Here is a 23,936-nt window from a genome sequence, read left to right on the forward strand (position 1 = left end):
CGCGGTGTCGCCGGTGTGGCTGTTCGACCTCGACAACACGCTGCACGATGCCACGCCGTACATCTTTCCGCACATCAACCGTGCGATGGCGACCTACATTCGCCACCACCTCGGTGTCGATGAAGACGAGGCGACAAGCCTTCGACTCGCATACTGGCAGCGCTACGGTGCGACGCTGCTGGGCCTGATGCGCCATCATGGCACTGACCCGCACCATTTCCTTCACCACACGCACGATTTGCCCGACCTCGAGCGGATGCTGGTCTTCGAGCGCGGGCTGAACGCGATGCTGCGTCGCCTGCCCGGGCGCAAGATCCTCTTCTCGAACGCGCCGCTGGCCTACAGCGAGGCGGTTCTCGAACTGGTCGGGGTGCGCCACCGGTTCGCAGCGCTTTACTCGGTCGAGCGGCTCCGCTTCCAGCCGAAGCCAGCGCTTGGCGGTTTCCGCCACCTGCTGCGCAGCGAGCGGTTGTCGCCGCAGCACTGCATCATGGTCGAGGATTCGCTGGTGAACCTGAAGACGGCGAAACATCTCGGGATGAAGACTGTCTGGATCAGTTGCAGCACGCGTCAGCCGCCGTGGCTGGACCTGCGGTTGCGCTCAGTGCTCGATCTGCCACGGTATTGGCATCGCCTGCAGTCGCCGCAGTCTGGCTGGCGGTCGTTGCCCCGGACACGAAGGCGGCACACGGGCGGCACGGTTGGAGCGCCATGAGGAAGTCCGGATCACTCGCACAACAGTTGCTGGAATACCGCGCCATTCTCGATCATTCGGGGGTGGCCGTGGTGTGCATCCGCAACCGTCGGGTCTATCGTTGCAACCCGCGCGCCGAGGAACTCTTCGGCTGGCTGCCGGGAACTCTGCTGGGACAGCCAGACCTCGTCTTCTATCCTGACAGCGAATCCTGCGACGCTCTCCGCACAAGAGCGCGCGGCTCCTTGCGCGTCGGGCAGGTACTCGACCTGGTAACCGAGATGACACGCCGCGATGGCAACACCTTCGTCGCCCACCTCGTGGCCCGGGCCATCGATCCGGCGGCACCAGGAAACGGCACGGTCTGGATCGTGCGTGACATTTCGGAGGAGGTTCGCGCCCGTGCTGCCAACGACAGCCTGTTGCGCGAGCAGACCCTCATTTTCGAGCGGGCGCCGATCGGAATTGCCTTCCTGCGCGACCGGACCATCCAGCGCTGCAATCCGAGTTTCGAGAGGATGTTCGGCTACCCGCCCGGGACCCTGCCGGGCCAATCCACCCGAATCTTTTTCGCCAATGACGCAGTGTGGCGCGAATCTGGAGAACGTGCGCATGCGGTGATCGATGCAAGCGGGCGGTACAGCGGTGAGTTGGAATACCGCAAGGCTGATGGCACGCCGATCTGGTGCCAGGTCACGGGCAGTCGCCTCAACCCGAACAACCCGGACGAGGGCCTGGTCTGGCTTTTTGAAGACGTGACGGCGCGGCGTGCTGCGGAAGAGGCATTGGTCGACAGCCTGTGGGAGCAGCAGTTGATCTTCGACAACGCGATGATCGGCATCTCTTACCAGCGGCAGCGAACCATCCTGCGCTGCAATCGTCGCTGCGAAGAGATTTTCGGTTATCCGCCGGGGGGCCTGAACGGGCAGTCGGCGCGCATCCTGTTTGCGAGTGACGAGGCGTGGGAGGAGGGGCGGCTTGTCTATGATCACCGGCCGGGACGGGAGACACTGGCCGGCGAGTTCGTCTACTGCCGGCGCGACGGAGAGCCAATCCGGGTGCGGGTGGTCGGTCGCACGATTGGCGAGAACGAGAAGGCCGATACCTGGATCTGGACCTACGAAGATGTCACGGCGCAGTGGGCGGCCGAGGAGAGACTGCGGCAAAGCCATATCGAACTCGAGCAGCGGGTCGCCGATCGTACGCGCGAGCTCTCACAGCAACTCCATTTCATGCGGCAGTTGATCGAGGCGATTCCCGGCCCCGTATTCTACAAGAGTCGCGAAGGGCGTTACCTGGGTTGCAATCAGGCCTTCCTGCGAATGATCGGCAGGTCGCGCAGCGAAGTGGTGGGCGCCACCGTGCACGACCTCGCGCCGCAGGAACTCGCCGATCGCTACAAGGCTGCCGACAACGAACTCCTCGCCCGCGGGGGTTCCCAGGTTTATGAGGCCAAGGTTCTGCATGCCGACGGTGCTTACCGCGAAGTCATTTTTCACAAGGCGACCTACGGCAACGCCGATGAGCCCGGCAGCGGTCTGGTGGGCGTGATGCTCGACATCACAGAGCGCAAGCGGATGGAGGAGAGGCTGCAGCAGGCGGCCACGGTCTTTGACAGCAGCGCCGAGGGCATCACGATCACCGCCCCCGACGGTCGCATCATCGCCGTCAACCGGGCGTTCTCGGACATCACCGGCTACGGCGAGCATGAGGTCATCGGACGCAACCCGCGTATCCTGCAGTCGGGTCGCCAGGATCGGGAGATCTACCGGCAGATGTGGCACGAGCTGCTCACGGCAGGGCGCTGGCAGGGCGAGTTGTGGAACCGGCGCAAGGACGGACAGGCCTTCCTCGAATCGCTGACGATCAGTGCCGTGAAGGACAGCGAGGGTCGCCTCACCCACTACGTCGGCGTCTTCTCGGACATCACCGAGTTGCGCCGGGCACACGATCAACTGGACCATCAGGCTCACCACGACCCGCTCACCGGCCTGCCGAACCGGCTGCTGCTGGCGGACCGGTTGCACAAGGCAATGCAGCGGGCGCATCGCGAGGAAGGCGAACTGGCGGTCCTGTTCCTCGACCTCGACCGCTTCAAGATCATCAACGACACGCTCGGCCATCAGGTTGGAGATCGGGTCCTCTGCGAGGTGGCGCGACGCCTGCACCGGTTGATGCGGGAATCGGACACCGTTGGCCGCCTCGGGGGCGATGAATTCCTGATCATCGTCGAGCGCATCGCCGAGCCGGGCGCCGCGTCGCTGGTCGCTGAGAAGATTCTCACCGTTCTGCACGAGGCTCCGGTGACGGTCGGGCAGGAGTTCTTTGTCGGCGCAAGTATCGGTATCAGCGTTTTCCCCCAGGATGGAAACGATGTCGAAACGCTGATGAAAAATGCCGACGTGGCGATGTACCGGGCCAAGGAACGCGGCCGGAATACCTACGACTTCTTCACCAAGGCGCTCACCGGATCGTCGCTCGAGCGTCTGCAGATGGAGACCGACCTGCGCCGTGCCATCGAACGGGGCGATCTGCGCGTGTACCTGCAACCGCAGTTTTCCCTGCGCGATGGCCGGCTGCTGGGGGCGGAAGCTCTGGTGCGCTGGTGGCGACCGGCGCACGGGCTCGTGATGCCGGGCGAGTTCATCAGGTTGGCCGAGGAGTCGGGGCTGATCGTGGCGATCGGCGAATGGGTTCTGCTGACGGCGGCTGGCCACTGGGCGGACTGGTTTGCCGCCGGTCTTGCCCCCGGTGTGCTGTCGATCAACGTCTCCGGCGTCGAGTTCAGTCGTGGTGGAATCGAGCGCACGGCGCGCAAGGCGATCGCCATTTCGGGGCTGACAGCGAGCTGCATCGAGCTGGAGATCACCGAGAGTGCGATCATGAGCCATGCCGAAAGCAGCGTGCAGGTGCTCGACAACCTGCGGGCGATGGGCATCAGCCTGGTCATCGACGATTTCGGCACCGGCTATTCCTCGCTCGCGTACCTCAAGCGGCTGCCGATCAACAAGCTGAAGATCGATCAGAGCTTTGTGCGCGGTTTGCCGGCCGACATCGAGGACTGCGCGATCACGAGGGCGGTGATCGCGCTGGCGCACAGCCTGCAACTGACGGTCATTGCGGAGGGTGTCGAGTCGGGCCTGCAGCGAGACTTCCTCGCCGGCGCAGGTTGCGACGAGATGCAGGGCTACCTTTGCGGACGACCGCTACCGATCGACGAGTACCGCCAACGCTTCCTTGACCATTGAGCCGAGAGTTCAAACGATGCCTTCCCGATTGCCCTTCATCGACGCGCTCAAGGCGCTTGCCGCGCAGTTGATCGTCCTCCATCATCTGGCCTTCTACGGTCCGATGTCCGATCACGCCCATGCGCTGGCGCCGGATCTGGTTTCCTGGTTGAGCCAGGAAGCGCGGTACGCGGTCCAGGTGTTCCTCGTACTCGGTGGTTTCCTGGCCGTGCAGAGCCTCGCACCCGCTGGTTGCCTGCGGGTCAGCGAGCCGCTCGGCGTGCTCTGGAAGCGCTACTGCAAGCTGGTCAGCCCCTATCTGGTTGCGCTCCTTGTCGCCCTGCTCAGCGCGGCCATCGGTCGCGCGCTGATGGCGCACGATTCCTTGCCGGCGCCTCCATCCGTGTCGCAGGTGCTGGCGCATGTTTTTCTGCTGCAGAGCATTTTCGGCCATGAAGGCCTGTCGGCAGGCGTCTGGTACATCGCCATAGACTTCCAGTTGTTCGCGCTCCTGCTCGGCCTGTTGTGGCTGGCACGGCAGGCCGCGGCAGGTGCTGCGCGCGAAGCGGCCATTGCGGCCTGCCTGGTCGTGGCGTTGGCGGTGGCGTCGCTCGTTCACTTCAATCGCGATGGCGAGTGGGACAGTTGGGGTGTCTATTTCTTCGGCTCCTACGCGCTCGGAGTGGCCAGCTACTGGGCGACCAACGGTCAGCCGCGGCGTGCCGCCTGCTGGCTCGCGCCGATGGTGGCGGTGGTCATCCTCACCCTGCTGGTCGAGTATCGGCCGCGCATCGCGGTTGCCCTCGTGGTTGCACTGGCGCTTGCCCTCGCCCGGCTCTTCGGCGTCCTCGAGCGCTGGCCGAAGTCACGCCTGATCGGTTATCTCGGACGAACCTCCTATTCGCTCTTCCTGGTTCATTTTCCGGTCTGCCTGCTGGTGAACGCCCTCTTCTCGCGCTTTGCCCGCAACGACCCTTGGCTCAACCTCGTCGGCGTCGTCGTTGCGTGGCTGGTGAGCATGGCGGCCGCAGCCCTCTTCTACCGTTACGTCGAAGCCGCGATGCAGGGCACGCGCCGCCAGCATCCCGCGCTCGCCGCCGTCAGGCAGAGCTCCTGAGCCAAGCGGCGGCGCTGAGGGCAAAGTAGCTGAGGATGCCGTCGGCGCCCGCGCGTTTGCACGCCAGAAGGCTCTCCAGCACACAGGCCTTCTCGTCGAGCCAGCCGTTGTGCGCCGCGGCCTTGAGCATCGCGTACTCGCCGCTGACCTGATAGACGTAGGTCGGCACCCGGAACTCGTCCTTGACGCGGCGGACGATGTCGAGGTAGGGCATGCCCGGCTTGACCATCACCATGTCGGCCCCTTCGGTGATGTCGAGAGCCACCTCGCGCAAAGCCTCGTCGCTGTTGGCGGGATCCATCTGGTAGCTGTACTTGTTGCCCTTGCCGAGGTTGCCTGCCGAGCCGACCGCGTCACGGAACGGGCCATAGAAGCTCGAGGCATACTTTGCCGCGTAGGCGAGGATGCGGGTGTGAATCTCGCCGGCGTCGTCGAGTTCGCGACGGATGCGGCCAACGCGGCCGTCCATCATGTCCGAGGGCGCGACGATGTCGGCGCCCGCCTGCGCGTGCATCAGGGCCTGCCGGGCGAGCACCTCGATCGTCTGGTCGTTGAGAACGTAGGCCCGTGGATCGTTGGCGTCGATCAGGCCGTCCTGTCCGTGGCTGGTGTACGGGTCCAGTGCAACGTCGGTGATGACGCCGATTTCGGGGAACTCCTTCTTCAGCGCCAGCACCGCTCGCGGTACCAGGCCGTCCGGGTTCAGCGCCTCTTCGGCCGCGGCTGTCTTGCGGCTGGCGTCAATCACCGGGAAGAGGGCAATGGCCGGGACTCCCAAAGAAAGAGCTCGCTCGACCGTCTTCAACAACCGGTCGAGGCTCTGTCGCTCGACCCCGGGCATCGAGGGAACCGGTTCCACCCGGCCGCTGCCTTCGACGACGAAGACCGGGTAGATCAGGTCATCGACGCGCAGGTGATTCTCGCGCATCAGGCGACGGGAAAAGTCGTCACGTCGCATGCGCCGCATGCGGGTAGTAGGGAACTGGCAGTGGTTGGGCATCGGCGGCACCTGTCGGCAGGTGGTGGATAAACACAATGAATCGGATTTTCGACGTGCGGCGGGAACTGTTCGCGACCTGCTGCACTCCATCGCAGCAGATGGCGATGCCGTCTCCCGCTTCACCTCCCTGAGCGGGTGCCTTATCTCCTTAAGGCATGTCCTGCCCCCGGCTCTCCCCTTTGCCGGGGGTTTTTTTTTTGTTGCTGGCCGGCCTTGATCGCACTGCGTGCGCTCCAGCCGATCGCTGCGCGCTTCTTGCGCAAGCTGCCCGTGCCGGGCGAGCTGGCGGGCGATGCTGCAGCTTCCTGCGGGCTGATGCCGACCCAGCCACCGAGAACGGTCTCGGCCTGCACGATGCCCAAGCGCCTGAGGCTCGAGAAGAACTGCCACGTGCAGTGGCCGCCGATGGTCGCCAGTACCGTGGCGACGTCGCGCGCCGCGAGATCCTGCTGCTGGCGGGTCAGCTTGTCCGCCTTCGACAACAGCACATGTATCGGTTTGCCCGTTGGAGCAAACCAGCCGAGCATCTGCAGGTCGAGTTCGGTCAGCGGGTGGCGGCTGTCCATGATCAGGACGAGGCCGCAGAGCGCTTCGCGGTGGCGCAGATAGGGCGCCAGCAGACCCTCCCACTGGGAACGGATCTCTTCCGGTGCCTTGGCATAGCCATAGCCGGGCAGGTCCACGAGATACTTCCCGGCTGCTATCCGGAAGTAGTTGAGGTGCTGGGTCCGTCCGGGTGTGCGCGAGACAAAGGCGAGGCGCGTGTGGTTGGCGAGGGCGTTGATCGCCGACGACTTGCCGGAGTTCGAACGGCCGGCAAACGCGATTTCGGCTTGCGAATCGCCCGGCAGATCCTGCAGTCGGGCCACCGTCGTCTGGAAGACTGCCTTCTGAAAGATGGGCATGGACGAACCCGATGGGAGGTGGAAGGAGGAGGGGCGCCAAGGCGGCGTGGGTGGGAGGAGCGCGCCCCGCTGCCAAACTGATATAGAATACCAGCTTGTTGCCCGGCTTCGCAGGCCTCAGCTCAGTCATCGTTGTCATTGGGAGTTTGGACATGATTCGTACCACGGCACTAGCGGTTCTCCTGGCCGCCAGTCTCCCCGTCCTCGCCACCGAACAGGCGAAGGCAAAGCCCGACTTGGCCAAGGCCAAGGAAATCGCCGAAGGCGTCTGTGTGGCCTGCCATGGTGCCGACGGCAACAGTCCGGCGGCGGCCAATCCCATCATTGCCGGTCAACTCCCCGAATATCTCTACAAGCAGTTGAGCAACTTCAAGTCGATCGATGGCAAGCCGCCGGTGCGCAACAATGCGATCATGGGCGGCATGGTTGCGGCGCTGTCGGACGAGGACATGCGTGCTCTCGCGCTGTATTTCGCACAGCAGAAGATCAAGCCTTCCGTGGCCAAGGAGGAAAAGCTTTTGGTGGACGGCAAGTCTCTCTGGCGGATGGGAGATTTTTCGAAGGGCGTGCCGGCTTGTGCCGGTTGCCACGGCCCGGCCGGCGCCGGTCTACCGAGCCAGTATCCGCGGCTGGCGGGTCAGTACGCGGAGTATACAGCAGTCCAGTTGAAGAGCTTCCGGAGTCACGAGCGGGCCAATGATTCGGAGAAGATGATGCGGGTCATCGCCGGCAAACTTTCCGATCACCAGATCAACGCGGTTGCCGAGTACGCTGCAGGTCTGCGCTAGACCTCTGGCGGCCGGCTGGTGCCGGCGGTTGCCCGTTACGGCGCAACCGCCAACCCTTTTCCCACCCCTCGGAGCGCGCGTCAGGCGTCTCACAGCGGGTGCCTCACGGACCAGAAAGGACGCTTCATGAAGACACTCAGGCAAATCCTCGCTGCCAAGAGCGCAGAGCTGGCAGTTGTCGCGCCCGAAGATCCGGTTTTCCGTGCCTTGCAGGTGATGTCGGATGCCAACGTCGGTGCCGTCCTGGTGCTTGACGGCGACAAGCTCGTCGGTATCCTGTCCGAACGGGACTATGCGCGCAAGGTCATCCTGCAAGGCAAGGCGTCCAAGGAAACCCGCGTCGGCGAGATCATGTCCGACAAGGTGCTCTACGTGACACCGGAGCAGACCGTCGATGAGTGCATGGCCATCATGACCGAGAAGCACTTCCGCCACCTGCCAGTGCTCGCCGAAGGCAAGGTCGTCGGCATCGTTTCGATCGGTGATGTGGTCAAGGAAACGATCTGCGAGCAGAAGTTCATCATCGAGCAGATGGAAAAGTACATCACTGGCTGACACAGGCGGCGCTTGCCCGGCGAAGCTTTCGGCAGTCCTCGCGCGCCCGTCGCCTGCTGCCAGCAAGGCCCCCCGGCATCGGTGAGCGTCGAGAGTGGCATCCGGGCACCGGTGTACCTGCCCGTTGGGCTCCCTTTCCCGATTCGAAGCGCCGGCCAGCAGCCTGTCGGACGTGATGGGTTGGAGCGAAAAGAGTGGGAGCCGACCGCAGTTTTCCACGGATTGCGAGCGAATGGTTGTTCTATTCGTGCGGAAAGACGGGGAGAAATGATCCGTCTTCCCATTTCTTGCAGCCGACTTGGGCAAGTCCGACAGACTGCTAGGGCAGTTCGTCGATCCCGAAGCCAGCAAGATGTTCGGTCTGGCCCCAGGTTTCCAGGATCCATTGCTGATCCCGGACGCACAGCCAGTTGATGGCGGCATTCGGAATCAGGAAGTCGCGTGGGGTGGACAGCGGATTGCCGCGCGCCAGACGGTTGACGATGTCGAGGACGCCGCCGTGCGTGACGACGATGATCGTTTCTCCCTCGTGTGCGGCGGCCAGTTGGCTCAGACCGCCGCTGACGCGGGTGTGCAGTTGCCGCAGGCTCTCACCACCGAAAGGAATCACGAAGTCGGGATCGCGGGTCTCGAAGGCGTGGTAATCCGCGGGATACCTGGCGCGCGACTCCTCGTAGGTCAGCCCTTCGAAGAACCCGTAGCGTCGCTCGCGAAACGCTGGCCGCAAAGCAGCCGCAAGCCTCATCCTGTGGGCGATGCGTTCGGCTGTCTGGCGTGCGCGCAGGAGGTCGCTGCTGTACAGGGCGGTTACAGCTTCCCTGGCAGCGAGCCAGTCTGCCGCCGCCTGCGCCTGTGCCAGGCCGGCGGTATTGAGTCCGATGTCGATCTGTCCCTGGATGCGTTTCTCAGCGTTCCAGGTGGTCTCGCCATGGCGGACGAAGCAGATTCGGGTGGCTTCGCTCTTGGTCATCACAATGTTCATGCAGAGCGGCGGCGCGTTGCCGCCGCCAGCGCCTGCGCCCGGTTTCCAGTGCGCTGGCGCGAGGACTTCTCGGACAGGATGCGCCGTCGACCTTCCGCCAAGCGGTGGGTGGGTGAAAAAGGGCCGATTTTAAGCCATTCCCTGCTCGCCGCCTGACTTCGTGCACATCGGCAGCAGTTCTCATTTCAAAATCCCTGGCAGGGGGGTGAAATGAGAACTGCTGGCTTCCTGCGGCATTTCGGGCGCGGCGGTGGGTGATGTGATAGCATTCGTTCCGGCGGGTCTCCCCGCATCGCAGGATGGTGAACCTGGTCAGGTCCGGAAGGAAGCAGCCACAGCCGTCTGATGCGAGTGCCGGGGGTAAGGCTCGCCATTTTCGTTTCTCGCCGTGTCGATGCCGGCCGACGGCATGGCCCGGGCGCGCTCCTGCGGCACCGGTGGCCAGCAAACGGTAACGGGGCCCGCGGCGCCATCTGCTAGAATCCGCGCATGAGCTACCAGGTCCTGGCGCGCAAATGGCGCCCACGCACGTTTGCCAGCCTCGTCGGGCAGGAACACGTCGTGCGCGCGCTCGAGCATGCGCTGACGGCACAGCGCCTGCACCATGCCTACCTGTTCACCGGTACGCGCGGAGTTGGCAAGACGACGCTGGCGCGCATCCTGGCCAAGGCACTGAACTGCGAGACCGGGGTCACCGCGACGCCCTGCGGAGCCTGTTCCGCCTGCCAGGAAATCGACGCCGGGCGTTTCGTCGACCTGCTCGAGGTCGATGCGGCGACCAACACCCGCGTCGACGAGATGCGGCAACTCCTCGAGAATGCGGTTTACGCACCAACACGAGGCCGTTTCAAGGTCTACGTCATCGACGAGGTGCACATGCTCTCCAACTCGGCCTTCAATGCCATGTTGAAGACTCTCGAGGAGCCGCCCGAGCATGTCAAGTTCATTCTCGCCACGACCGATCCACAGAAGATTCCGGTCACCGTCCTTTCGCGCTGCCTGCAGTTCAACCTGAAGCAGATGACGCAGCCGCTGATCGCCACCCACTTGCGGCAGATTCTCGAAGTCGAGGCGATCGGCGCCGAAGCGGGTGCGCTGCAACTGCTCGCGCGCTCGGCTGCGGGCAGCATGCGCGACGCGCTGTCCTTGCTCGACCAGGCGATTGCGCATGGTTCGGGGAGGGTCGAGGAGGCGCTGGTTCGACAAATGCTGGGTGCCGTCGATCTGGACCACCTGTTTGCCATTCTCGACGCCCTGCTCGCCGGCAACCCCGCAGGAATGCTGCAGGTGGCCGATGACATGGCGGCGCGCAGCCTGTCGTTCGATGCCGCCCTGCAGGAACTGGCCGCCCTGTTGACTCGCGTGCAGGTCGCGCAGCTCGCGCCGCAGGCGATCGCCGACGATCTTCCGGAGCGTGCGCGGCTGCTCGGCATCGCTGCCCGGCTTGACCCGGAGTACGTACAGCTGGCCTATCAGATAGCCGTGCATGGTCGTCAGGAGCTGCCGCTGGCGCCAGACGAGCAGGCCGGTTTCGTGATGACCCTGTTGCGCCTGCATGCCTTCCGTCCAGAGTCGGAGGAGGCCGCCAGTCGGCGTGCACTGGCCGTAGCCAGCAGCGCCGGCCGGCCGTCGACGAAATCACTGCCGGTCGCCGATGCGACGAGGCCGTCGCCGCCTGTCCGTGCCGATGCCTCGCCTGGCGTCGCACGAGCGGGGCCACCGCCAGCGCCGCCACTGGTGCCGACGCGTGTCGGGTCGCGGTCGGCATCGCCAGCCAGTGACTGGCACGAGTTGCTTGCCGCCATCAAGCCGAGCGGCATGGCGCGTGAACTGGCGCAGCACTGTGAGCTCTGCGAGCTGGCAGCCGGCCGCGTCCAGCTGCAGCTGGCGCCAAGGCATCGCCATCTGCTGATGAGGGCGGCACAGGACAAGCTGCAGCAGACGCTTGCCGACCATTTTGCCATGCCGATCCAGTTGAGCATCGCGGTCGCGGAGGGCTCGGGCGATACTCCGGCGGCGGCGGCACAGCGCGACCGCCAGGAACGCATGGACCGCGCGATCGCGTCGGTTGAGCAGGATGGGTTCGTGCGCGAGATAATCGAGATGTTCGACGCAACCCTGATCGAATCGTCAATCAAACCCGTTTGAGCAAGCATCGAGGCAAGAGAAATGATGAAAGGTGGAATCGCCGGCCTGATGAAACAGGCCCAGCAGATGCAGGAAAACATGAAGAAGGCGCAGGAGCAGCTGGCAGAGCTCGAAGTCGAAGGGCAAGCCGGTGCCGGCATGGTCAAGGTCCTGATGACCTGCGCGCACAGTGTGCGGCGGGTGGCGATCGACCCGTCGGTGATGGATGACCGCGAGATGCTCGAGGACTTGGTGGCGGCAGCTCTGAACGACGCGATGCGACGGGCTGAGCAGGCCTCGCAGGAGCGGATGGCCGGCTTCTCGGCAGGACTCAACCTGCCGCCCGGCTTCAAGATGCCGTTCTGATGACGACGCCGTCGAGCCTCGAGTCGCTGATCGAGGCTCTGCGCTGTCTGCCGGGCGTGGGGCCGAAGTCGGCACAGCGGATGGCCTACCACCTGATGCAGCACGACCGCGAGGGCGCGCAGCGTCTTGCCGGGTCGCTGCAGTTGGCGCTGACCGCGCTGCGGCACTGTCAGCGCTGCAACACCTTCAGCGAATCGGAGACCTGTTCGCGCTGCCAGTCCAGCAGGCGGGATCCTGCCCTGTTGTGCGTTGTCGAGACGCCGGTCGACATGAACATGCTCGAACAGACGCATGCCTACGCTGGCCTGTACTACGTGCTGATGGGGCGCGTGTCGCCGCTTGATGGCATCGGACCGGCCGAACTGCGCTTGGAGCGATTGCTCGCGCGCGCGTGCGATGGGGTGGTGCGCGAAGTGATCATCGCCACCAACTACACGAACGAGGGCGAGGCGACGGCACACTACCTTGGCGAGATGTTGCGCAGTCGTGGCGTCAGCGTATCGCGAATCGCACGCGGCGTGCCGGTCGGCGGCGAGCTCGAATACGTCGATGCCGGGACCCTGGCGCAGGCTCTGCGAGAACGCCGACCGCTTGCTGCATAAGGACTTGCGGCGGCTCCGGATTCAAAACCGTATGGAGATTGGCGTATAATGCTGCGGTTTGGTATGAAGCAACTTTTACTACGTCCTAGGGATCAGCGCTATGAGCAATGAGTGCAAGGTGGACGGCGGAAGGCGGCGACTGATCGTCGCCACCGCTGCGGTTGGCGGGGTGGGGGCGATCGCTGCGCTCGTACCTTTCGTCTCCAGCATGCTGCCGTCCGAGAGGGCCAGGGCTGCCGGTGCACCGGTTGAAGTCGATATCGGCAGTCTTGAGCCGGGCCAGATGATCACCGTCGAATGGCGTGGTCGGCCGGTGTGGATCATCAACCGTACGACGCACATGCTCGAGACGCTGCCCAAGCTCGATGGCGAAATGGCCGACCCGAAGTCGGAAAAGAACATGCAGCCGGATTACTGCAGGAACGAAACGCGTTCGATCAAGCCCGAGATCATGGTCGTTGTAGGTATCTGTACGCATCTCGGGTGCTCGCCCTCTGCGAAGTTCAGGCGCGGTACCGAAGAGGGGATGGACAGCGCCTGGCTGGGCGGATTCCTCTGTCCGTGTCATGGTTCGACCTTCGACTTCGCTGGCCGGGTCTTCAAGAGCAAGCCGGCACCCGACAATCTCGAGGTGCCCCGGCACATGTACCTGTCCGATAAGCGGATCCTTATCGGTGAAGACAAGAAGGGGGCCTAAGCCATGGCGTCGAACACCAATTTCGAAAAATACAAGTCTGACGGCTCGCTGCAGGGCAACCTGCTCGAGTGGTTCGATGCGCGCTTCCCGGCGACTTCGATGTGGCGCGGACACCTGTCGGAGTATTACGCGCCGAAGAACTTCAACTTCTGGTACTTCTTCGGTTCGCTGGCGATGCTGGTGCTCGTCATCCAGATCGTCACCGGTATCTTCCTCGTCATGCACTACAAGCCGGACGCGTCGCTCAACGAAAACGGTATCCCGGTCGCCTTTGCCAGCGTTGAGTACATCATGCGCGACGTCAACTGGGGTTGGCTGATCCGCTACATGCACTCGACGGGCGCGTCGGCGTTCTTCATCGTCGTCTACCTGCACATGTTCCGTGGCCTTCTGTACGGCTCGTACCGGCAGCCGCGCGAGCTGATCTGGGTCTTCGGGACGCTGATCTTTCTCTGCCTGATGGCCGAAGCCTTCATGGGTTACCTGTTGCCCTGGGGGCAGATGTCGTTCTGGGGAGCGCAGGTCATCGTCAACCTCTTTTCGGCCATTCCGCTGATCGGCGAGCCGCTGTCGGTCTGGATTCGCGGCGACTTCGTCGTCGGCGACGCGACGCTCAATCGCTTCTTTTCCTTCCACGTCATTGCCGTCCCACTCGTCCTGCTCGGCCTCATCGCGGCACACATCCTGGCGCTGCACGAAGTGGGCTCGAACAATCCGGATGGAGTCGAGATCAAGAAGCGCAAGGATGTCCATGGCAATCCGCTCGACGGTATTCCCTTTCACCCGTACTATACGGTGAAGGACATCGTCGGTGTCGTGGTCTTCCTGATGGTCTTCTCGATCATCGTCTTCTTTGCGCCCGAGGGCGGCGGCTACTTCCTCGAGTACAACAACTTCCTGCCGGCGGATCCCCTGAAGACCCCGCCACACATTGCCCCGGTGTGGTATTTCACGCCTTACTACTCTCTGCTGCGGGCGATGGTCTGGCCGCTGTTCGGCATCGACGCGAAGTTCTGGGGAGTCGTGCTGATGGGGGGCGGCGTGGTGATCCTCGCCTTTCTGCCATGGCTCGACCGCAGCCCGGTGAAGTCCATTCGCTATCGTGGCCCGATCTTCAAGACCCTGCTGACCCTGTTCGTAATTTCCTTCATCCTGCTCGGATTCCTGGGTACGCAACCGCCTTCGTATGCCTTCTTCGGTGTCATCCCGGGCGCCCCGGTTGCGCAGATCCTCACCGCTTACTACTTCCTTTTCTTCCTGACGATGCCGTGGTGGTCGAAGATAGACAAGTACAAGCCGGAACCTGATCGCGTGACGATGTAAAGGAATGGACAAAATGAAAAAACTGCTTGCCGCGCTGCTCTTCGCGCCGGCCCTTGCCCTGGCCAGCGGCGCTGCCATCCATCTCGACAGGGCGCCCAACGTACAAGGCGACAACGCTGCTTTGCAGAGCGGCGCCCGTACCTTCGTCAACTACTGTCTGAACTGCCATGGCGCCAGTTTCGCCCGTTACTCGCGCCTGACCGAACTGGGTCTGAGCGAGCAGCAGGTACGCGACAACCTGATGTTCACGGCCGAGAAGATCGGCGAGACGATGCGCGTCGCCGCTCGTCCCGATGAGCAGAAGAGATGGTTCGGCGCCGCGCCACCCGACCTCACGCTGATTGCTCGCGCTCGGTCGTCGGCAGACGGCAGCGGTGCGGACTGGCTGTACACCTACCTGCGCTCATTCTACGTCGATGAGAAGCGGCCGACAGGCTGGAACAACGTCGTCTTCGAGAACGTCGGCATGCCGCACGTACTCTGGCAGCTGCAGGGTGTGCAGGGGCTGAACAAGGACCACAAGCTTGAGCTGTTGGTGCCTGGCAGCCTTTCTGCCGCTGAGTACGACAAGCTCATCGGGGATCTGGTCGGTTTCATGGTCTGGCTTGCCGAGCCGCATGCGGGTTTCCGCCAGAACCTGGGTTTTGGCGTCCTCGCCTTTCTCGTGGTGTTCTTCGGTTTTGCCTACGCATTGAAGAAAGCTTACTGGAAAGACGTCAAGTAAGCCAAGAAGAAGAGCCGGGTCATCGGGCCGCGGCATCGCCGGCGAGGGCGTGGGAAGCGCCCGCCGCCGTTGCGATGCCGATTCGTTTTTGAGGTATTGATCATGATGAATCTCTATTCCGGGACCACCTGCCCGTTCAGTCACCGCTGCCGCATCGTCCTCTACGAAAAGGGCATGGATTTTCAGGTGATCGATGTCGACCTGTTCGCCAAACCCGAGGACATCGCCATCATCAACCCCTACGGGCGCGTTCCCGTGTTGGTCGAACGCGACCTCATACTGTACGAGCCGAACATCATCAACGAGTACATCGACGAGCGCTTCCCGCATCCGCAGCTGATGCCGGCCGATCCCATCATGCGCGCGCGCGCGCGTCAGCTGCTGATCACCATGGAGCGCGAGGTCTTCTCCTACATCGAGGCTCTGGAAAAGAACAGCAAGGCGGCCGACCGCTCCCGCGTCCAGATCCGCGATCGACTCACCGAGATGGCGCCGGTCTTCGTCAAGCAGAAGCACATGCTTGGCGAGGAGTTTTCGATGCTTGATGTCGCCATTGCCCCGCTCCTCTGGCGGCTCGACCATTACGGGATCGAGCTGTCGAAAGCCGCGGCACCCCTGATGAAGTACGGTGAGCGCATTTTCAGCCGTCAAGGCTTCATCGATGCCCTGACGCCATCGGAAAAGGCCATGCGCCGCTGAGGGCGGTACCGCTGCCAAGGGCGCCGACACTCGCCGGTTGCCCTGCACGTCATGACTGAGCTCGCCGGAAGATGAACGCCAACCTGCCCTCCACCAAACCCTATCTTATCCGCGCCATTCACCAATGGTGCTGCGACAACGGCTTGACTCCCTACCTTGCCGTCGCGGTAGACGCCAGCACGCGTGTTCCGCGGGAGCATGTCCGCGACGGCCAGATCGTGCTCAATATCGGTTACGAGGCGACGGCGCAACTCGAGATCGGCAACGGCGGCATCAGCTTTCAGGCGCGTTTCGCTGGTGTTGCAAGAGATATCTGGGTGCCGATGGGAAGCGTTTCGGCGATCTATGCTCGCGAGAATGGTGCCGGCATGGCTTTCGAACCGGAAAACATCGCAGCGCCTGCGGCAACGGTTGACCTGGATTCGGAGGCGCCGCCGGAACCGCCGCCCGCCGGTGGTCGCGCGCGACTGCAGCGGGTCAAGTGAGGAACGCTGCGGCGGGATGGACGCTCGCGGAGCCGGCAGTCCGCGGTTGTCCGTTTTCGCAGCCTGCGGCCGTGCTGGGCTGTGTGGAGGTGCGGGGTGTTGCCACCGCGGCGAGTCCGGCGTCTGGATCGTTGCCGCCGCATTGGCCAGGCAGCCTCGCCACAGGGAGCGCGGGCTCATCCTGCGCGCGCGCGTTGGCGGGCCCCGTGCAGTGGGGCAATCTGGACGAGGATGATGCAGGCGAGGATCAGGGCGCAACCGGCGATTCCAGCTGCATGCAGCCGCTCGCCCATCAGCAGGTAGCCAAATAGCGCGGCGAAGACGGTCTCGGCAGAGAGGATGATCGCCGCATCGGACGGCTGCGCGTAACGCTGACCGATGACCTGTGCCGTGAAGCCGATGGCCACGGAGACGATCCCGGCATAGCCGATCGGCAGCAGGGCTTGGCGAATCCCGTCCAGGGTGATGGTCTCGGTCAGTGTTCCCCAGAGCAGGCTGCCGATGCCGCAGACAAGGAACTGTCCGCAGGCGATCAGGAACGGCGCGGCGATGCGCTCTGCAACGCGGCCGACGAAGAGGACGTGCAGCGCCCAGAAGAGGCTGCTGGCGACGACCCACAGATCGCCAGCGGCCGGCGCCGCCAGCCCCTGCGCGCCAGCCAGTAGCCAAGTGCCTCCGAGGCAGCCGAGCGAGGTCGGCCAAACCGACCAGTGCGGCGGGGTGCGCAGCAGAAGCCAGGCCAGCAGCGGTACCAGTGGTACGTAGAGTGCCGTCAGGAAGCCGGCGTTGGTGACCGTCGTGCCGGTGATGCCGATCTGTTGCAGCGCTGCGCCGAGCATCAGCAGCACGCCCAAGGCGCCGACACCGAGAACGTCCCCTGCACGGGCTGGCATGCGCTGCGTCGACCGTTGCTGCCACTCGCGCCAAGCCAGCGGCAGCACGATCACCGCTCCGAGCAGGAAACGGATGCCGGTGAAGGTCAGCGGTCCCACACCAGCCATCCCTTCCGCCTGGGCAACGAATGCCAGGCCCCAGATCAGGGCCACGCTGAGCAGGACGAGGTTGGCTTGCGAGCGAGTCAAGCGGCGTTGCTTTCGTGGAGGGCAGAGGGCCGACGTCGCCGGCCGTGATTGCCCGGCGGCGGACGCGAGCCCCATCCGGCAATGATCGTGACGGCGCTAGAGTCCGAGTGTGGTCGACCCGAGGGCATCTCCCCCCTCCCCAAGGACTTCAGCGAAGCGCTGGGAATAGGGGGCGCACTCGCTGGCGTCATCGATGATCAACCTGGCACGCGGCTGCTCGCGATGAAAGCGGACGAGAGTATGCCGGCCATCGGCGATCATCAGGCAATCGCCAAGTCTGTCCAGGTGGGGCGGCGCGTGAATGATCATCAATAACGGCGCATGAAGCTGCAGCAGGCTCATCAGGTGTGGGCTGTGCTGGCAGACGAACTCACGTTTGCGAACGACGATGCGCAGTTGCCGGTGGTGACTGGGAGCGATGAGCAGAGCGCGCAGGGCGGCTACCCGCGGTGCGCGCTCGAGCTTGAGCGCTGCCAGATCCTCGTCGAAGATGTCCAGCCTGGTCGGGGAGAGGTCGAGGATCTCCTGTACCGCGTCGTCATACTCGCTCCAGGTCGTGGTCAGCCTGCTGCTCATCGCTCGCGCTTCCTTTCCTTTCGCCCGCGGTGTCGATGCCAAAGGCTGCGACAAAAGCTCCCGGGAGTCAAGCGGGAGCAGCAGCTCGCTTGCTCTTCTCGGCAGCGGGCCGCGTCGCCAGGGGCCCTGCGCCGACGTCGGGCCGTCGTCCCGGGGAGCCACGCAGCAGTGCTTCGCGATAGAATCGCGCACCCCTACTGCTGCGGAAGTCGCCGATGCCAACAGGAATCATCGAATCACTCGATCATGAGGCGCGTGGCGTGACGCGACTCGAGGGCAAAACGGTCTTTGTTGAAGGTGCCCTGCCGGGCGAGCTCGTCGAGTACGCCAGTTATCGCCGAAAGCCCGCCTACGAACTGGCGCGCACGGTGGCGCTGCTGCAGCCGTCCAGCGACCGCGTGGCACCGCGCTGTCCGCACTTCGGTGTCTGCGGCGGCTGCAGCATGCAGCATCTCGAGCCCGCGGCACAGGTGGCGGCGAAGCAGCGGCTGCTCGAGGACAACCTGTGGCACATCGGCAGGGTGAGGGCAGAGGAGCTTTACGCGCCCATCCATGGTGCGCCATGGGGTTATCGCCGTCGCGCTCGCCTGTCGGTGCGTTTCGTCGCCAAGAAGGGTGGCATCCTGGTCGGCTTTCACGAGCGAAAAAGCAGTTACGTGGCCGACATGCGGCAATGCGAGATCCTGCCGGCTCACCTGTCGGCGCTCCTGCTGCCCCTGCGTGATCTGATTGGCGGCCTGTCGATCCGCGAGCGCCTGCCTCAGATCGAAGTGGCCGTGGGCGAGCGCATCACTGCTCTCGTCCTGCGGGTTCTCGAGCCGCCGACGCCAGCCGACGCGGAACGGCTGCGGGAATTCGCGGATCGGCACCGGATCGTCTTCTACCTGCAGCCGCAGGGGCCAGCGACAGCCTACCGGTTTCATCCGCCTGCGGGCGAGCAGCCGTCGTATTTGCTGCCCGACTTCGCCGTCGAGCATCCGTTCTCGCCGACCGAATTCACCCAGGTCAACCATGCCATCAACCGCGTCCTGGTGCGACGCGCGCTGGCACTCCTCGCGCCACGCTCCGGTGAGCGCGTCGCCGACATGTTCTGCGGTCTCGGCAACTTCAGCCTGCCAATCGCCCGCTCGGGCGCCCGCGTCGTCGGCGTCGAAGGAAGTCCCGATCTCGTGCACCGGGCAACCGAAAACGCCGCCGCGAATGATCTCGCTGTTCGGGTCGAGTACCGTGTTGCCAATCTCTTCGAGATGACACCGCAGTCGCTGGCGGCACTCGGGCATTTCGACCGGATGCTGATCGACCCTCCGCGCGAAGGGGCCGTCGAGCTGATCAAGTCGCTTCCGGTCGACGGACCACGGCGAATCGTCTACGTCTCCTGCAGTCCGGCGACACTAGCCCGCGACGCCGCGATCCTCGTCACGCAGAAGGGTTACCGTTTGCGCGGGGCCGGTGTGGTCAACATGTTTCCGCAGACCTCACACGTCGAATCGATCGCCCTTTTCGAGCGCCATCCGGCAGGCTGAGCAAGCGCAGCGTGCGCTACTGCGTTGGCCGAATTACCAGGTGCGTAGTCGTCCGGTATCGACGTGCACGAAATCCGAACTGGCGTAGTAGCCGACGCCGCCCCGGGACTGTGCGAGCGCGGCGTCACGCAGGTCGCTCAATGGCACGCCGGCGAGGCGGATATCGATCGCCTTGCCTTCGATGTGCAGGCTCTGTCTGGCGACTCCGCCGCCACGGCTCTTGCGCAGTCTGCTGTTGGTTTGCGGGCAGCGGTAGCCCGAGATCACCTGGAAGGCGGTCTCGCAGCCGAGTTCCTGCTTGATTCCGTACAGGAGGTCAAACAATTGCGGGTCGATGTTGCCTACCTCACCCGAATAATGGTCCCGCAGAAAGACGTTCAGCCGGTTGAGCGATTCGGCAAGGTAGTGGTCGCCGAGCGAAAAAACGACCGACAGGCGCTCTCCGGTATGGGTGTGCTCGAACGCGAGCTGGCGCGCATTCGGCAGCGATGCCAGGGCTGGTCTGGTCAGGGGCAGCGCCACTCCGGCCGCCAGCAGCCGGGCGGCATGGCCGAAAAAGCGCCGCCGCGAGTCGTACAGCTTCGACATTTCTTCTCCATGTCAACGATAGGCTGGCGATTCTGCAGGAATTTCTCCAGTATGGGAAGCCCGGAGCGTGCGCGAGCGCTGCCGCAGCGCCTCTTCCAGGGGTTCGTCGAGACCGTAGATGTCCGGCAGGAAGTGCACGCTGCCGTTGCGGACGATCGTCGTACTGTAGGCAATGATCACCGGCAGCGGTTCGTCGAGGCGAAGGGTCGCCGACCTGCCGCGGCGCATGGCCTCCGCGATGCGTGCCTCACTCCACTCCGGCGCATCCGCGAGAACGAACTTCGCCAGTTGCAGCGGCTCCTCGACGCGGATGCAGCCATGGCTGAAGTCCCGCCGCAGCCGCTTGAAGAGTTGCGGTGTCGGCGTGTGGTGCAGATAGATGTTGTCCCTGTTGGGAAAGATGAACTTGATGCTGCCCAACGCGTTGCTGGCTCCAGGTCGCTGGCGAATGCGCATCTGGCCCGCCTGCACGGCTTCGATCCCGGCCTCCGAAAGACCGCCGACGACGCGGCCATCACTGCCGACCAATTCGAATCCCTGGCGGTCGAAATAACCGGGGTCGCGACGCAGCCGGGGCAAGGTTTCGCTGCGGGCGATCGACGGCGGGACATTCCAGTACGGGCTGAACTCGATGAAGCGCATGTCGGCAGCGAAGAGGGGAGTGGGCGTCTTGCCAGCCGTACCAACGATGACCTTCATCGCCAGCCGGAGCTCGCTCGTACCGGCATGCACTTCGTGACCATGCAGCATGAACTCTGGCACGTTGACGACGATCACTCGCGGCGCGAGCGGTAGGGGTGTCCAGCGTAGTCGCTCCATGGCCAGGCCGATCTGGCGGGCCCGGGCTGCCGGGTCGACACTGAGTTGCTCGAAGCTCTCCCTGCCGATGACGCCATCCGGCGCGATCGAGTGCCGCGCCTGAAACGATTTGACCGCTTCGACGAGCGTGCCCTGGTAGCGGTCCGGGATGCTGTCGCCGACAAGCTTCAGGTCACCAAGCAACAGCAGTCGTCGCTGCAGCAGCGCAAGGCCGGCGTACTGCTGTCCGGGTTTGAGCCTGCCACCTGCAATCGGTGGCAGGCTCTTCTGCCAAGCTGGATCGTCTACCAGTTGCCGGTAGCGGGCCAGCGCCTGCCGCAACGCATCGTATTGCGGCCAGACTGGAGCGAAGCTGCGTACGGTTTCGGCCAGTTGGTCTTCGGCAAGAGCGGAAGGGAGCGGCGAGTCGGGATCGAGATCGCTGCGCTGTACCGGCTCGTAGCGCATGCCGAATTGCTGCGGATCGATCCGCCCAGCGTGCAGGTCGTTCAGGTACCGCCGCACTGCGCGGTGCAGACGGCGATTCGCCAGGCCCGTCGAATCGCCGTCCACTGCTGACGAGGTGCCGCCGAGGGCTGTGCGCAGCCAGTCGATGTCGTAGTCCTCGGGAGAAAGCCCTTCCGCGGCGGCCTGCGTCAGGATTTCCACTGCCCGATGGGCTGCCGGCATCGGTCCGGCGATGGCGAACCAGGCGACCTCATCGAGCGCCGCTGCACCACCTCCACCGCCGATGAGGAAGATGCCGAGGGCGAGTGCCGAGCCCCGTAGTCCGCCGGTACGACGGTGATGCGCACTGGCGATTCCGCGCATCAGCTGCCGCATCGGCGCCCCGGCATGACCTGGATCACTGCCGCCGCCGGGTCTGGCTGGCCGGCAAGGTTCCACGGCGCAGGAAACCTTCGACGTCCAACGCGTGCAGGGGTTGACTGAAGAGGTGGCCCTGCATGTCCGTACAGCCGAGTTCCCCCAGGAGCCGCATCTGCGCGTCGTTTTCGACCCCCTCGGCGAGGGTGCGCAGGCCGAAGCTGCGAGCGATGCAGCAGAGGGCATGAACGATGGCGGTCGCATTCGGGTTGTGCGGGACGAGCTCGCGCAGGAAGGACTGGTCGATCTTGATGCTGTCGACGGGAAAGCGCCGAAGCAGGCTGAGCGACGAGTGACGGGTCCCGAAATCATCGATCGTGATGCGGCAGCCCAGGTTGCGCAGTTGTTTCACGAGGTCGATGTGCCGTTCGGCGTCCTGCAGCAGCAGGCTCTCGCTGATGTCGAGGTCGATCAGCTCAGCGCCGATGGCGTGTTCCCTCAGATCCCGCGCGAGTCGTTCAGGCAGATCCTGACCCTCGAACTCCTTCGCTGCCAAGTTGAGCGTCAACCGCAGGTCGTGCAGACCGCGCTGGTGCCATTCGGCGAGTTGCCGCAGCGCGGCTCGCCGTACCCAGTCGCCGAGCGCGGCGATCATGCCAGTCTCTTCCGCCAGCGGTATCAAAGAGTCTGGCTTCATTAGCCCGAGCTGCGGGTGGTGCCAGCGGATCAGCGCCTCGACGGCAACCGTCCGGCGCTCGCTGACCCTGATCTGCGGCTGGTAACACAGCTCGAACTGTGCGCCCGTGGCGAGTGCGGTGCGCAAGTCGGACTCCAGCGTCAGCCGTCTGCTGTGGCCATCCTGCATGCTCGGGTCGTACTGCAGGTAGCCGTTCTTGCCGCGCCCCTTGATCTGGTACATCGCGACATCGGCGTTGCGCAGCAGTGACTCGGGCGTTTCGCCGTCATCCGGGTAGAGCGCGATGCCGATACTGACGGTGGCGAGAAAGTCGATGCCAGCAATCCTGAAGGGCCGCCTGAGTTCCGCGAGCATCTTGGCGGCGATCACGGCGGCATCATCGCCGCTGCCGAGCTCGGGCAGCATGACCGTGAACTCATCGCCGCCCTGGCGCGCCAGGGTGTCTCCCGAACGCAGGCAACTGGCAGCGCGACGGGCAAAGGACTTCAGCAGTTCGTCACCTTCCTGATGGCCATAGGTGTCGTTGACCAGCTTGAAGCGATCGATGTCGATGAACATGACCCCGACCCGCCGGTTCTTTCGGCGTGCCTGCTTCAGCGCCACGCCCAGTCGGTCCTTGAACAGGGTGCGATTGGGCAGTCCGGTCAGGATGTCGTGAAAGGCCTGGAAGCTGATCGTCTCCTCGGCCTTCTTGCGCTCGGTGATATCGCGCGCGACGCCTGAGGTGCCCATGAAATGGAGGTTTGCCGGACCGTCTGTGGCGGCGTAGAGGCCCTGTGCGCTAAGGATGGCGACGATGGTGCGGTTCTCGAAGTGACGCACGCCTTGCGTCCTGCTCTGCAGACGAATCTCGACGTTGGTGCTGGCACGATCGCCGATGCGACGTTCATTGAAGGCGAAGCGGGCATGTTCCAGATCGTCCGGGTGAACGATCAGCGAGTAGTGCTGGCCAATGAGCTCCTCCCGCGAGTAGCCGAGCAAGGCTTGCACACGGTCATTGACGAAGATGAATCGACCATTCCGGTCGAGTGTGTAGATGAGGTCCGGCGAGTGGTCCACCAGGAAACGGTGCAGGCGTTCGGAGTGCTCGAGCCGCACCGACAACAGTGCGTGCTCCCTCTCGATCCGCCGCCGGCGCAGGACACGGTCCACGGTGTCGATCAGTTCCTGCGGGTCATCGTGCTTGCGGATGAACTCACAGGCGCCATGACGCAGGGCGCGAATCGCCGAGTCGATCGACTCATCGCCACTGAAGACCACCACAGCCGTTGGTATGTGCTGCTGCACCATCCACTGCATGACTTCGAGGCCGCCGAAGTCGGGCAGGTTGAGATCAAGGATGACGACGTCGACGTCGCGTCGTTCGAGATGGCGTTGCGCCTCGTTGCCGGTGCCGCAATCGTCAATCAGGCGACCCTCGGCAGCCAGAAGATGGCGGTAGGCAGCGCGTATCCGCTCCTCGTCATCGACGATGAGGATGCGGCTGCTGCCGCCGCCGCCTTCTCCGGGTTCGGGGAGCAGGGGCGAGAAATCGACGCTGGGTATGGCTTTCATCC

At 64.1% G+C, this 23,936-nt stretch carries 22 protein-coding genes and 1 other RNA gene; 15 read left to right on the forward strand and 8 right to left on the reverse strand.

Annotation, left to right across the window (positions count from 1 at the left end):
- Positions 1-4: 4 nt before the first annotated feature.
- The 3 genes from V5B60_RS06350 to V5B60_RS06360 are packed head-to-tail and all read left to right on the forward strand — an operon-like array spanning position 5 to position 5,038.
- Complete coding sequence (locus V5B60_RS06350; protein WP_332346202.1) at positions 5-715, forward strand: pyrimidine 5'-nucleotidase; 711 nt, start codon at positions 5-7, stop codon at positions 713-715.
- Positions 712-3,942 carry a sensor domain-containing protein gene (locus V5B60_RS06355; protein ID WP_332346204.1) on the forward strand — a complete coding sequence of 1,077 codons (3,231 nt, stop codon included), beginning with the start codon at positions 712-714 and terminating at the stop codon, positions 3,940-3,942. Before V5B60_RS06350 ends, V5B60_RS06355 begins: the two co-directional genes overlap by 4 nt.
- A gap of 16 nt (positions 3,943-3,958) precedes the next feature.
- Positions 3,959-5,038, forward strand: a complete 1,080-nt coding sequence (locus tag V5B60_RS06360; RefSeq protein ID WP_332346205.1) for an acyltransferase family protein — start codon at positions 3,959-3,961, stop codon at positions 5,036-5,038.
- Here V5B60_RS06360 and hemB read toward each other — a convergent pair.
- Both hemB and yihA read right to left on the reverse strand, forming a co-directional pair.
- The gene (hemB, locus tag V5B60_RS06365) at positions 5,022-6,038 is read right to left on the reverse strand and encodes a porphobilinogen synthase (RefSeq protein WP_332346206.1); all 1,017 of its coding nucleotides are present in this window, start codon (positions 6,036-6,038) and stop codon (positions 5,022-5,024) included. The genes V5B60_RS06360 and hemB overlap by 17 nt on opposite strands.
- A 140-nt stretch (positions 6,039-6,178) precedes the next feature.
- Positions 6,179-6,943 carry a ribosome biogenesis GTP-binding protein YihA/YsxC gene (gene yihA / locus V5B60_RS06370; protein ID WP_332346207.1) on the reverse strand — a complete coding sequence of 255 codons (765 nt, stop codon included), beginning with the start codon at positions 6,941-6,943 and terminating at the stop codon, positions 6,179-6,181.
- A 152-nt stretch (positions 6,944-7,095) separates the two neighbouring features.
- On the opposite strand from yihA, the gene V5B60_RS06375 reads away from it, so the two are divergent.
- Entirely contained in the window at positions 7,096-7,731 is a 636-nt protein-coding gene (locus V5B60_RS06375; protein ID WP_332350451.1) for a c-type cytochrome, read from the forward strand.
- 126 nt (positions 7,732-7,857) lie between these two features.
- Positions 7,858-8,286: a CBS domain-containing protein gene (locus V5B60_RS06380; protein ID WP_332346208.1), complete on the forward strand. Its 429-nt coding sequence runs from the start codon at positions 7,858-7,860 to the stop codon at positions 8,284-8,286.
- Positions 8,287-8,605: 319 nt separating this feature from the next.
- Here the strand turns inward: V5B60_RS06380 and V5B60_RS06385 are convergent, their stop codons facing one another.
- Complete coding sequence (locus V5B60_RS06385) at positions 8,606-9,256, reverse strand: histidine phosphatase family protein (RefSeq protein WP_332346209.1); 651 nt, start codon at positions 9,254-9,256, stop codon at positions 8,606-8,608.
- Between the two features lie 288 nt (positions 9,257-9,544).
- Here V5B60_RS06385 and ffs point away from each other — a divergent pair.
- The 9 genes from ffs (at position 9,545) to V5B60_RS06430 (ending at position 16,291) form a co-directional block, all read left to right on the forward strand.
- An RNA gene (ffs, locus tag V5B60_RS06390) (signal recognition particle sRNA small type) lies at positions 9,545-9,643 on the forward strand.
- A gap of 114 nt (positions 9,644-9,757) precedes the next feature.
- Complete coding sequence (dnaX, locus tag V5B60_RS06395; protein WP_332346210.1) at positions 9,758-11,416, forward strand: DNA polymerase III subunit gamma/tau; 1,659 nt, start codon at positions 9,758-9,760, stop codon at positions 11,414-11,416.
- A gap of 21 nt (positions 11,417-11,437) precedes the next feature.
- Complete coding sequence (locus V5B60_RS06400) at positions 11,438-11,761, forward strand: YbaB/EbfC family nucleoid-associated protein (RefSeq protein WP_332346211.1); 324 nt, start codon at positions 11,438-11,440, stop codon at positions 11,759-11,761.
- The gene (gene recR, locus V5B60_RS06405) at positions 11,761-12,363 is read left to right on the forward strand and encodes a recombination mediator RecR (protein WP_332346213.1); all 603 of its coding nucleotides are present in this window, start codon (positions 11,761-11,763) and stop codon (positions 12,361-12,363) included. The genes V5B60_RS06400 and recR overlap by 1 nt, the downstream gene beginning before the upstream one ends.
- 100 nt (positions 12,364-12,463) lie before the next feature.
- On the forward strand, positions 12,464-13,060 hold the full coding sequence (gene petA, locus V5B60_RS06410; protein WP_295349982.1) for a ubiquinol-cytochrome c reductase iron-sulfur subunit: 597 nt from the start codon (positions 12,464-12,466) through the stop codon (positions 13,058-13,060).
- Positions 13,061-13,063: 3 nt separating this feature from the next.
- A complete protein-coding gene (locus V5B60_RS06415; RefSeq protein WP_332346216.1) occupies positions 13,064-14,383 on the forward strand; it encodes a cytochrome b in 1,320 nt (439 codons plus the stop codon).
- 13 nt (positions 14,384-14,396) lie between these two features.
- On the forward strand, positions 14,397-15,107 hold the full coding sequence (locus tag V5B60_RS06420) for a cytochrome c1 (protein ID WP_332346217.1): 711 nt from the start codon (positions 14,397-14,399) through the stop codon (positions 15,105-15,107).
- 102 nt (positions 15,108-15,209) lie between these two features.
- Entirely contained in the window at positions 15,210-15,806 is a 597-nt protein-coding gene (locus V5B60_RS06425) for a glutathione S-transferase N-terminal domain-containing protein (protein ID WP_287463356.1), read from the forward strand.
- Positions 15,807-15,877: 71 nt separating this feature from the next.
- Positions 15,878-16,291 (forward strand): ClpXP protease specificity-enhancing factor, encoded by a 414-nt coding sequence (locus V5B60_RS06430; RefSeq protein ID WP_332346218.1) that lies wholly within the window; start codon positions 15,878-15,880, stop codon positions 16,289-16,291.
- Positions 16,292-16,467: 176 nt separating this feature from the next.
- Here V5B60_RS06430 and V5B60_RS06435 read toward each other — a convergent pair whose 3' ends face one another.
- Both V5B60_RS06435 and V5B60_RS06440 read right to left on the reverse strand, forming a co-directional pair.
- A complete protein-coding gene (locus V5B60_RS06435; protein WP_332346219.1) occupies positions 16,468-17,373 on the reverse strand; it encodes a DMT family transporter in 906 nt (301 codons plus the stop codon).
- Positions 17,374-17,469: 96 nt separating this feature from the next.
- Positions 17,470-17,949, reverse strand: a complete 480-nt coding sequence (locus V5B60_RS06440; RefSeq protein WP_332346220.1) for a hypothetical protein — start codon at positions 17,947-17,949, stop codon at positions 17,470-17,472.
- A 215-nt stretch (positions 17,950-18,164) separates the two neighbouring features.
- On the opposite strand from V5B60_RS06440, the gene rlmD reads away from it, so the two are divergent.
- Positions 18,165-19,472, forward strand: coding sequence for a 23S rRNA (uracil(1939)-C(5))-methyltransferase RlmD (gene rlmD, locus V5B60_RS06445; RefSeq protein ID WP_332346221.1), 1,308 nt, complete (start codon positions 18,165-18,167; stop codon positions 19,470-19,472).
- A 33-nt stretch (positions 19,473-19,505) separates the two neighbouring features.
- Here the strand turns inward: rlmD and V5B60_RS06450 are convergent, their stop codons facing one another.
- Genes V5B60_RS06450 through V5B60_RS06460 form a run of 3 tightly spaced genes read right to left on the reverse strand, consistent with a single transcriptional unit; the run spans position 19,506 to position 23,934 of the window.
- Entirely contained in the window at positions 19,506-20,060 is a 555-nt protein-coding gene (locus V5B60_RS06450) for a YcbK family protein (protein WP_332346222.1), read from the reverse strand.
- Between the two features lie 12 nt (positions 20,061-20,072).
- Positions 20,073-21,689 (reverse strand): L,D-transpeptidase family protein, encoded by a 1,617-nt coding sequence (locus V5B60_RS06455; RefSeq protein ID WP_332346223.1) that lies wholly within the window; start codon positions 21,687-21,689, stop codon positions 20,073-20,075.
- A 34-nt stretch (positions 21,690-21,723) separates the two neighbouring features.
- Positions 21,724-23,934: a putative bifunctional diguanylate cyclase/phosphodiesterase gene (locus V5B60_RS06460; RefSeq protein ID WP_332346224.1), complete on the reverse strand. Its 2,211-nt coding sequence runs from the start codon at positions 23,932-23,934 to the stop codon at positions 21,724-21,726.
- Positions 23,935-23,936: the final 2 nt, after the last annotated feature.

This window comes from Accumulibacter sp., assembly GCF_036625195.1.
In the GTDB taxonomy this organism is placed as follows: domain Bacteria; phylum Pseudomonadota; class Gammaproteobacteria; order Burkholderiales; family Rhodocyclaceae; genus Accumulibacter.

Bases quoted from the DNA above. Each gene is read 5' to 3' on its own strand.
- V5B60_RS06355 (WP_332346204.1), top strand. From the start codon at position 712: ATGAGGAAGTCCGGATCACTCGCACAACAGTTGCTGGAATACCGCGCC.
- V5B60_RS06360 (WP_332346205.1), top strand. From the start codon at position 3,959: ATGCCTTCCCGATTGCCCTTCATCGACGCGCTCAAGGCGCTTGCCGCG.
- hemB (WP_332346206.1), bottom strand. From the start codon at position 6,038: ATGCCCAACCACTGCCAGTTCCCTACTACCCGCATGCGGCGCATGCGA.
- yihA (WP_332346207.1), bottom strand. From the start codon at position 6,943: ATGCCCATCTTTCAGAAGGCAGTCTTCCAGACGACGGTGGCCCGACTG.
- V5B60_RS06375 (WP_332350451.1), top strand. From the start codon at position 7,096: ATGATTCGTACCACGGCACTAGCGGTTCTCCTGGCCGCCAGTCTCCCC.
- V5B60_RS06380 (WP_332346208.1), top strand. From the start codon at position 7,858: ATGAAGACACTCAGGCAAATCCTCGCTGCCAAGAGCGCAGAGCTGGCA.
- V5B60_RS06385 (WP_332346209.1), bottom strand. From the start codon at position 9,256: ATGACCAAGAGCGAAGCCACCCGAATCTGCTTCGTCCGCCATGGCGAG.
- dnaX (WP_332346210.1), top strand. From the start codon at position 9,758: ATGAGCTACCAGGTCCTGGCGCGCAAATGGCGCCCACGCACGTTTGCC.
- V5B60_RS06400 (WP_332346211.1), top strand. From the start codon at position 11,438: ATGATGAAAGGTGGAATCGCCGGCCTGATGAAACAGGCCCAGCAGATG.
- recR (WP_332346213.1), top strand. From the start codon at position 11,761: ATGACGACGCCGTCGAGCCTCGAGTCGCTGATCGAGGCTCTGCGCTGT.
- petA (WP_295349982.1), top strand. From the start codon at position 12,464: ATGAGCAATGAGTGCAAGGTGGACGGCGGAAGGCGGCGACTGATCGTC.
- V5B60_RS06415 (WP_332346216.1), top strand. From the start codon at position 13,064: ATGGCGTCGAACACCAATTTCGAAAAATACAAGTCTGACGGCTCGCTG.
- V5B60_RS06420 (WP_332346217.1), top strand. From the start codon at position 14,397: ATGAAAAAACTGCTTGCCGCGCTGCTCTTCGCGCCGGCCCTTGCCCTG.
- V5B60_RS06425 (WP_287463356.1), top strand. From the start codon at position 15,210: ATGATGAATCTCTATTCCGGGACCACCTGCCCGTTCAGTCACCGCTGC.
- V5B60_RS06430 (WP_332346218.1), top strand. From the start codon at position 15,878: ATGAACGCCAACCTGCCCTCCACCAAACCCTATCTTATCCGCGCCATT.
- V5B60_RS06440 (WP_332346220.1), bottom strand. From the start codon at position 17,949: ATGAGCAGCAGGCTGACCACGACCTGGAGCGAGTATGACGACGCGGTA.
- rlmD (WP_332346221.1), top strand. From the start codon at position 18,165: ATGCCAACAGGAATCATCGAATCACTCGATCATGAGGCGCGTGGCGTG.
- V5B60_RS06450 (WP_332346222.1), bottom strand. From the start codon at position 20,060: ATGTCGAAGCTGTACGACTCGCGGCGGCGCTTTTTCGGCCATGCCGCC.
- V5B60_RS06455 (WP_332346223.1), bottom strand. From the start codon at position 21,689: ATGCGCGGAATCGCCAGTGCGCATCACCGTCGTACCGGCGGACTACGG.
- V5B60_RS06460 (WP_332346224.1), bottom strand. From the start codon at position 23,934: ATGAAAGCCATACCCAGCGTCGATTTCTCGCCCCTGCTCCCCGAACCC.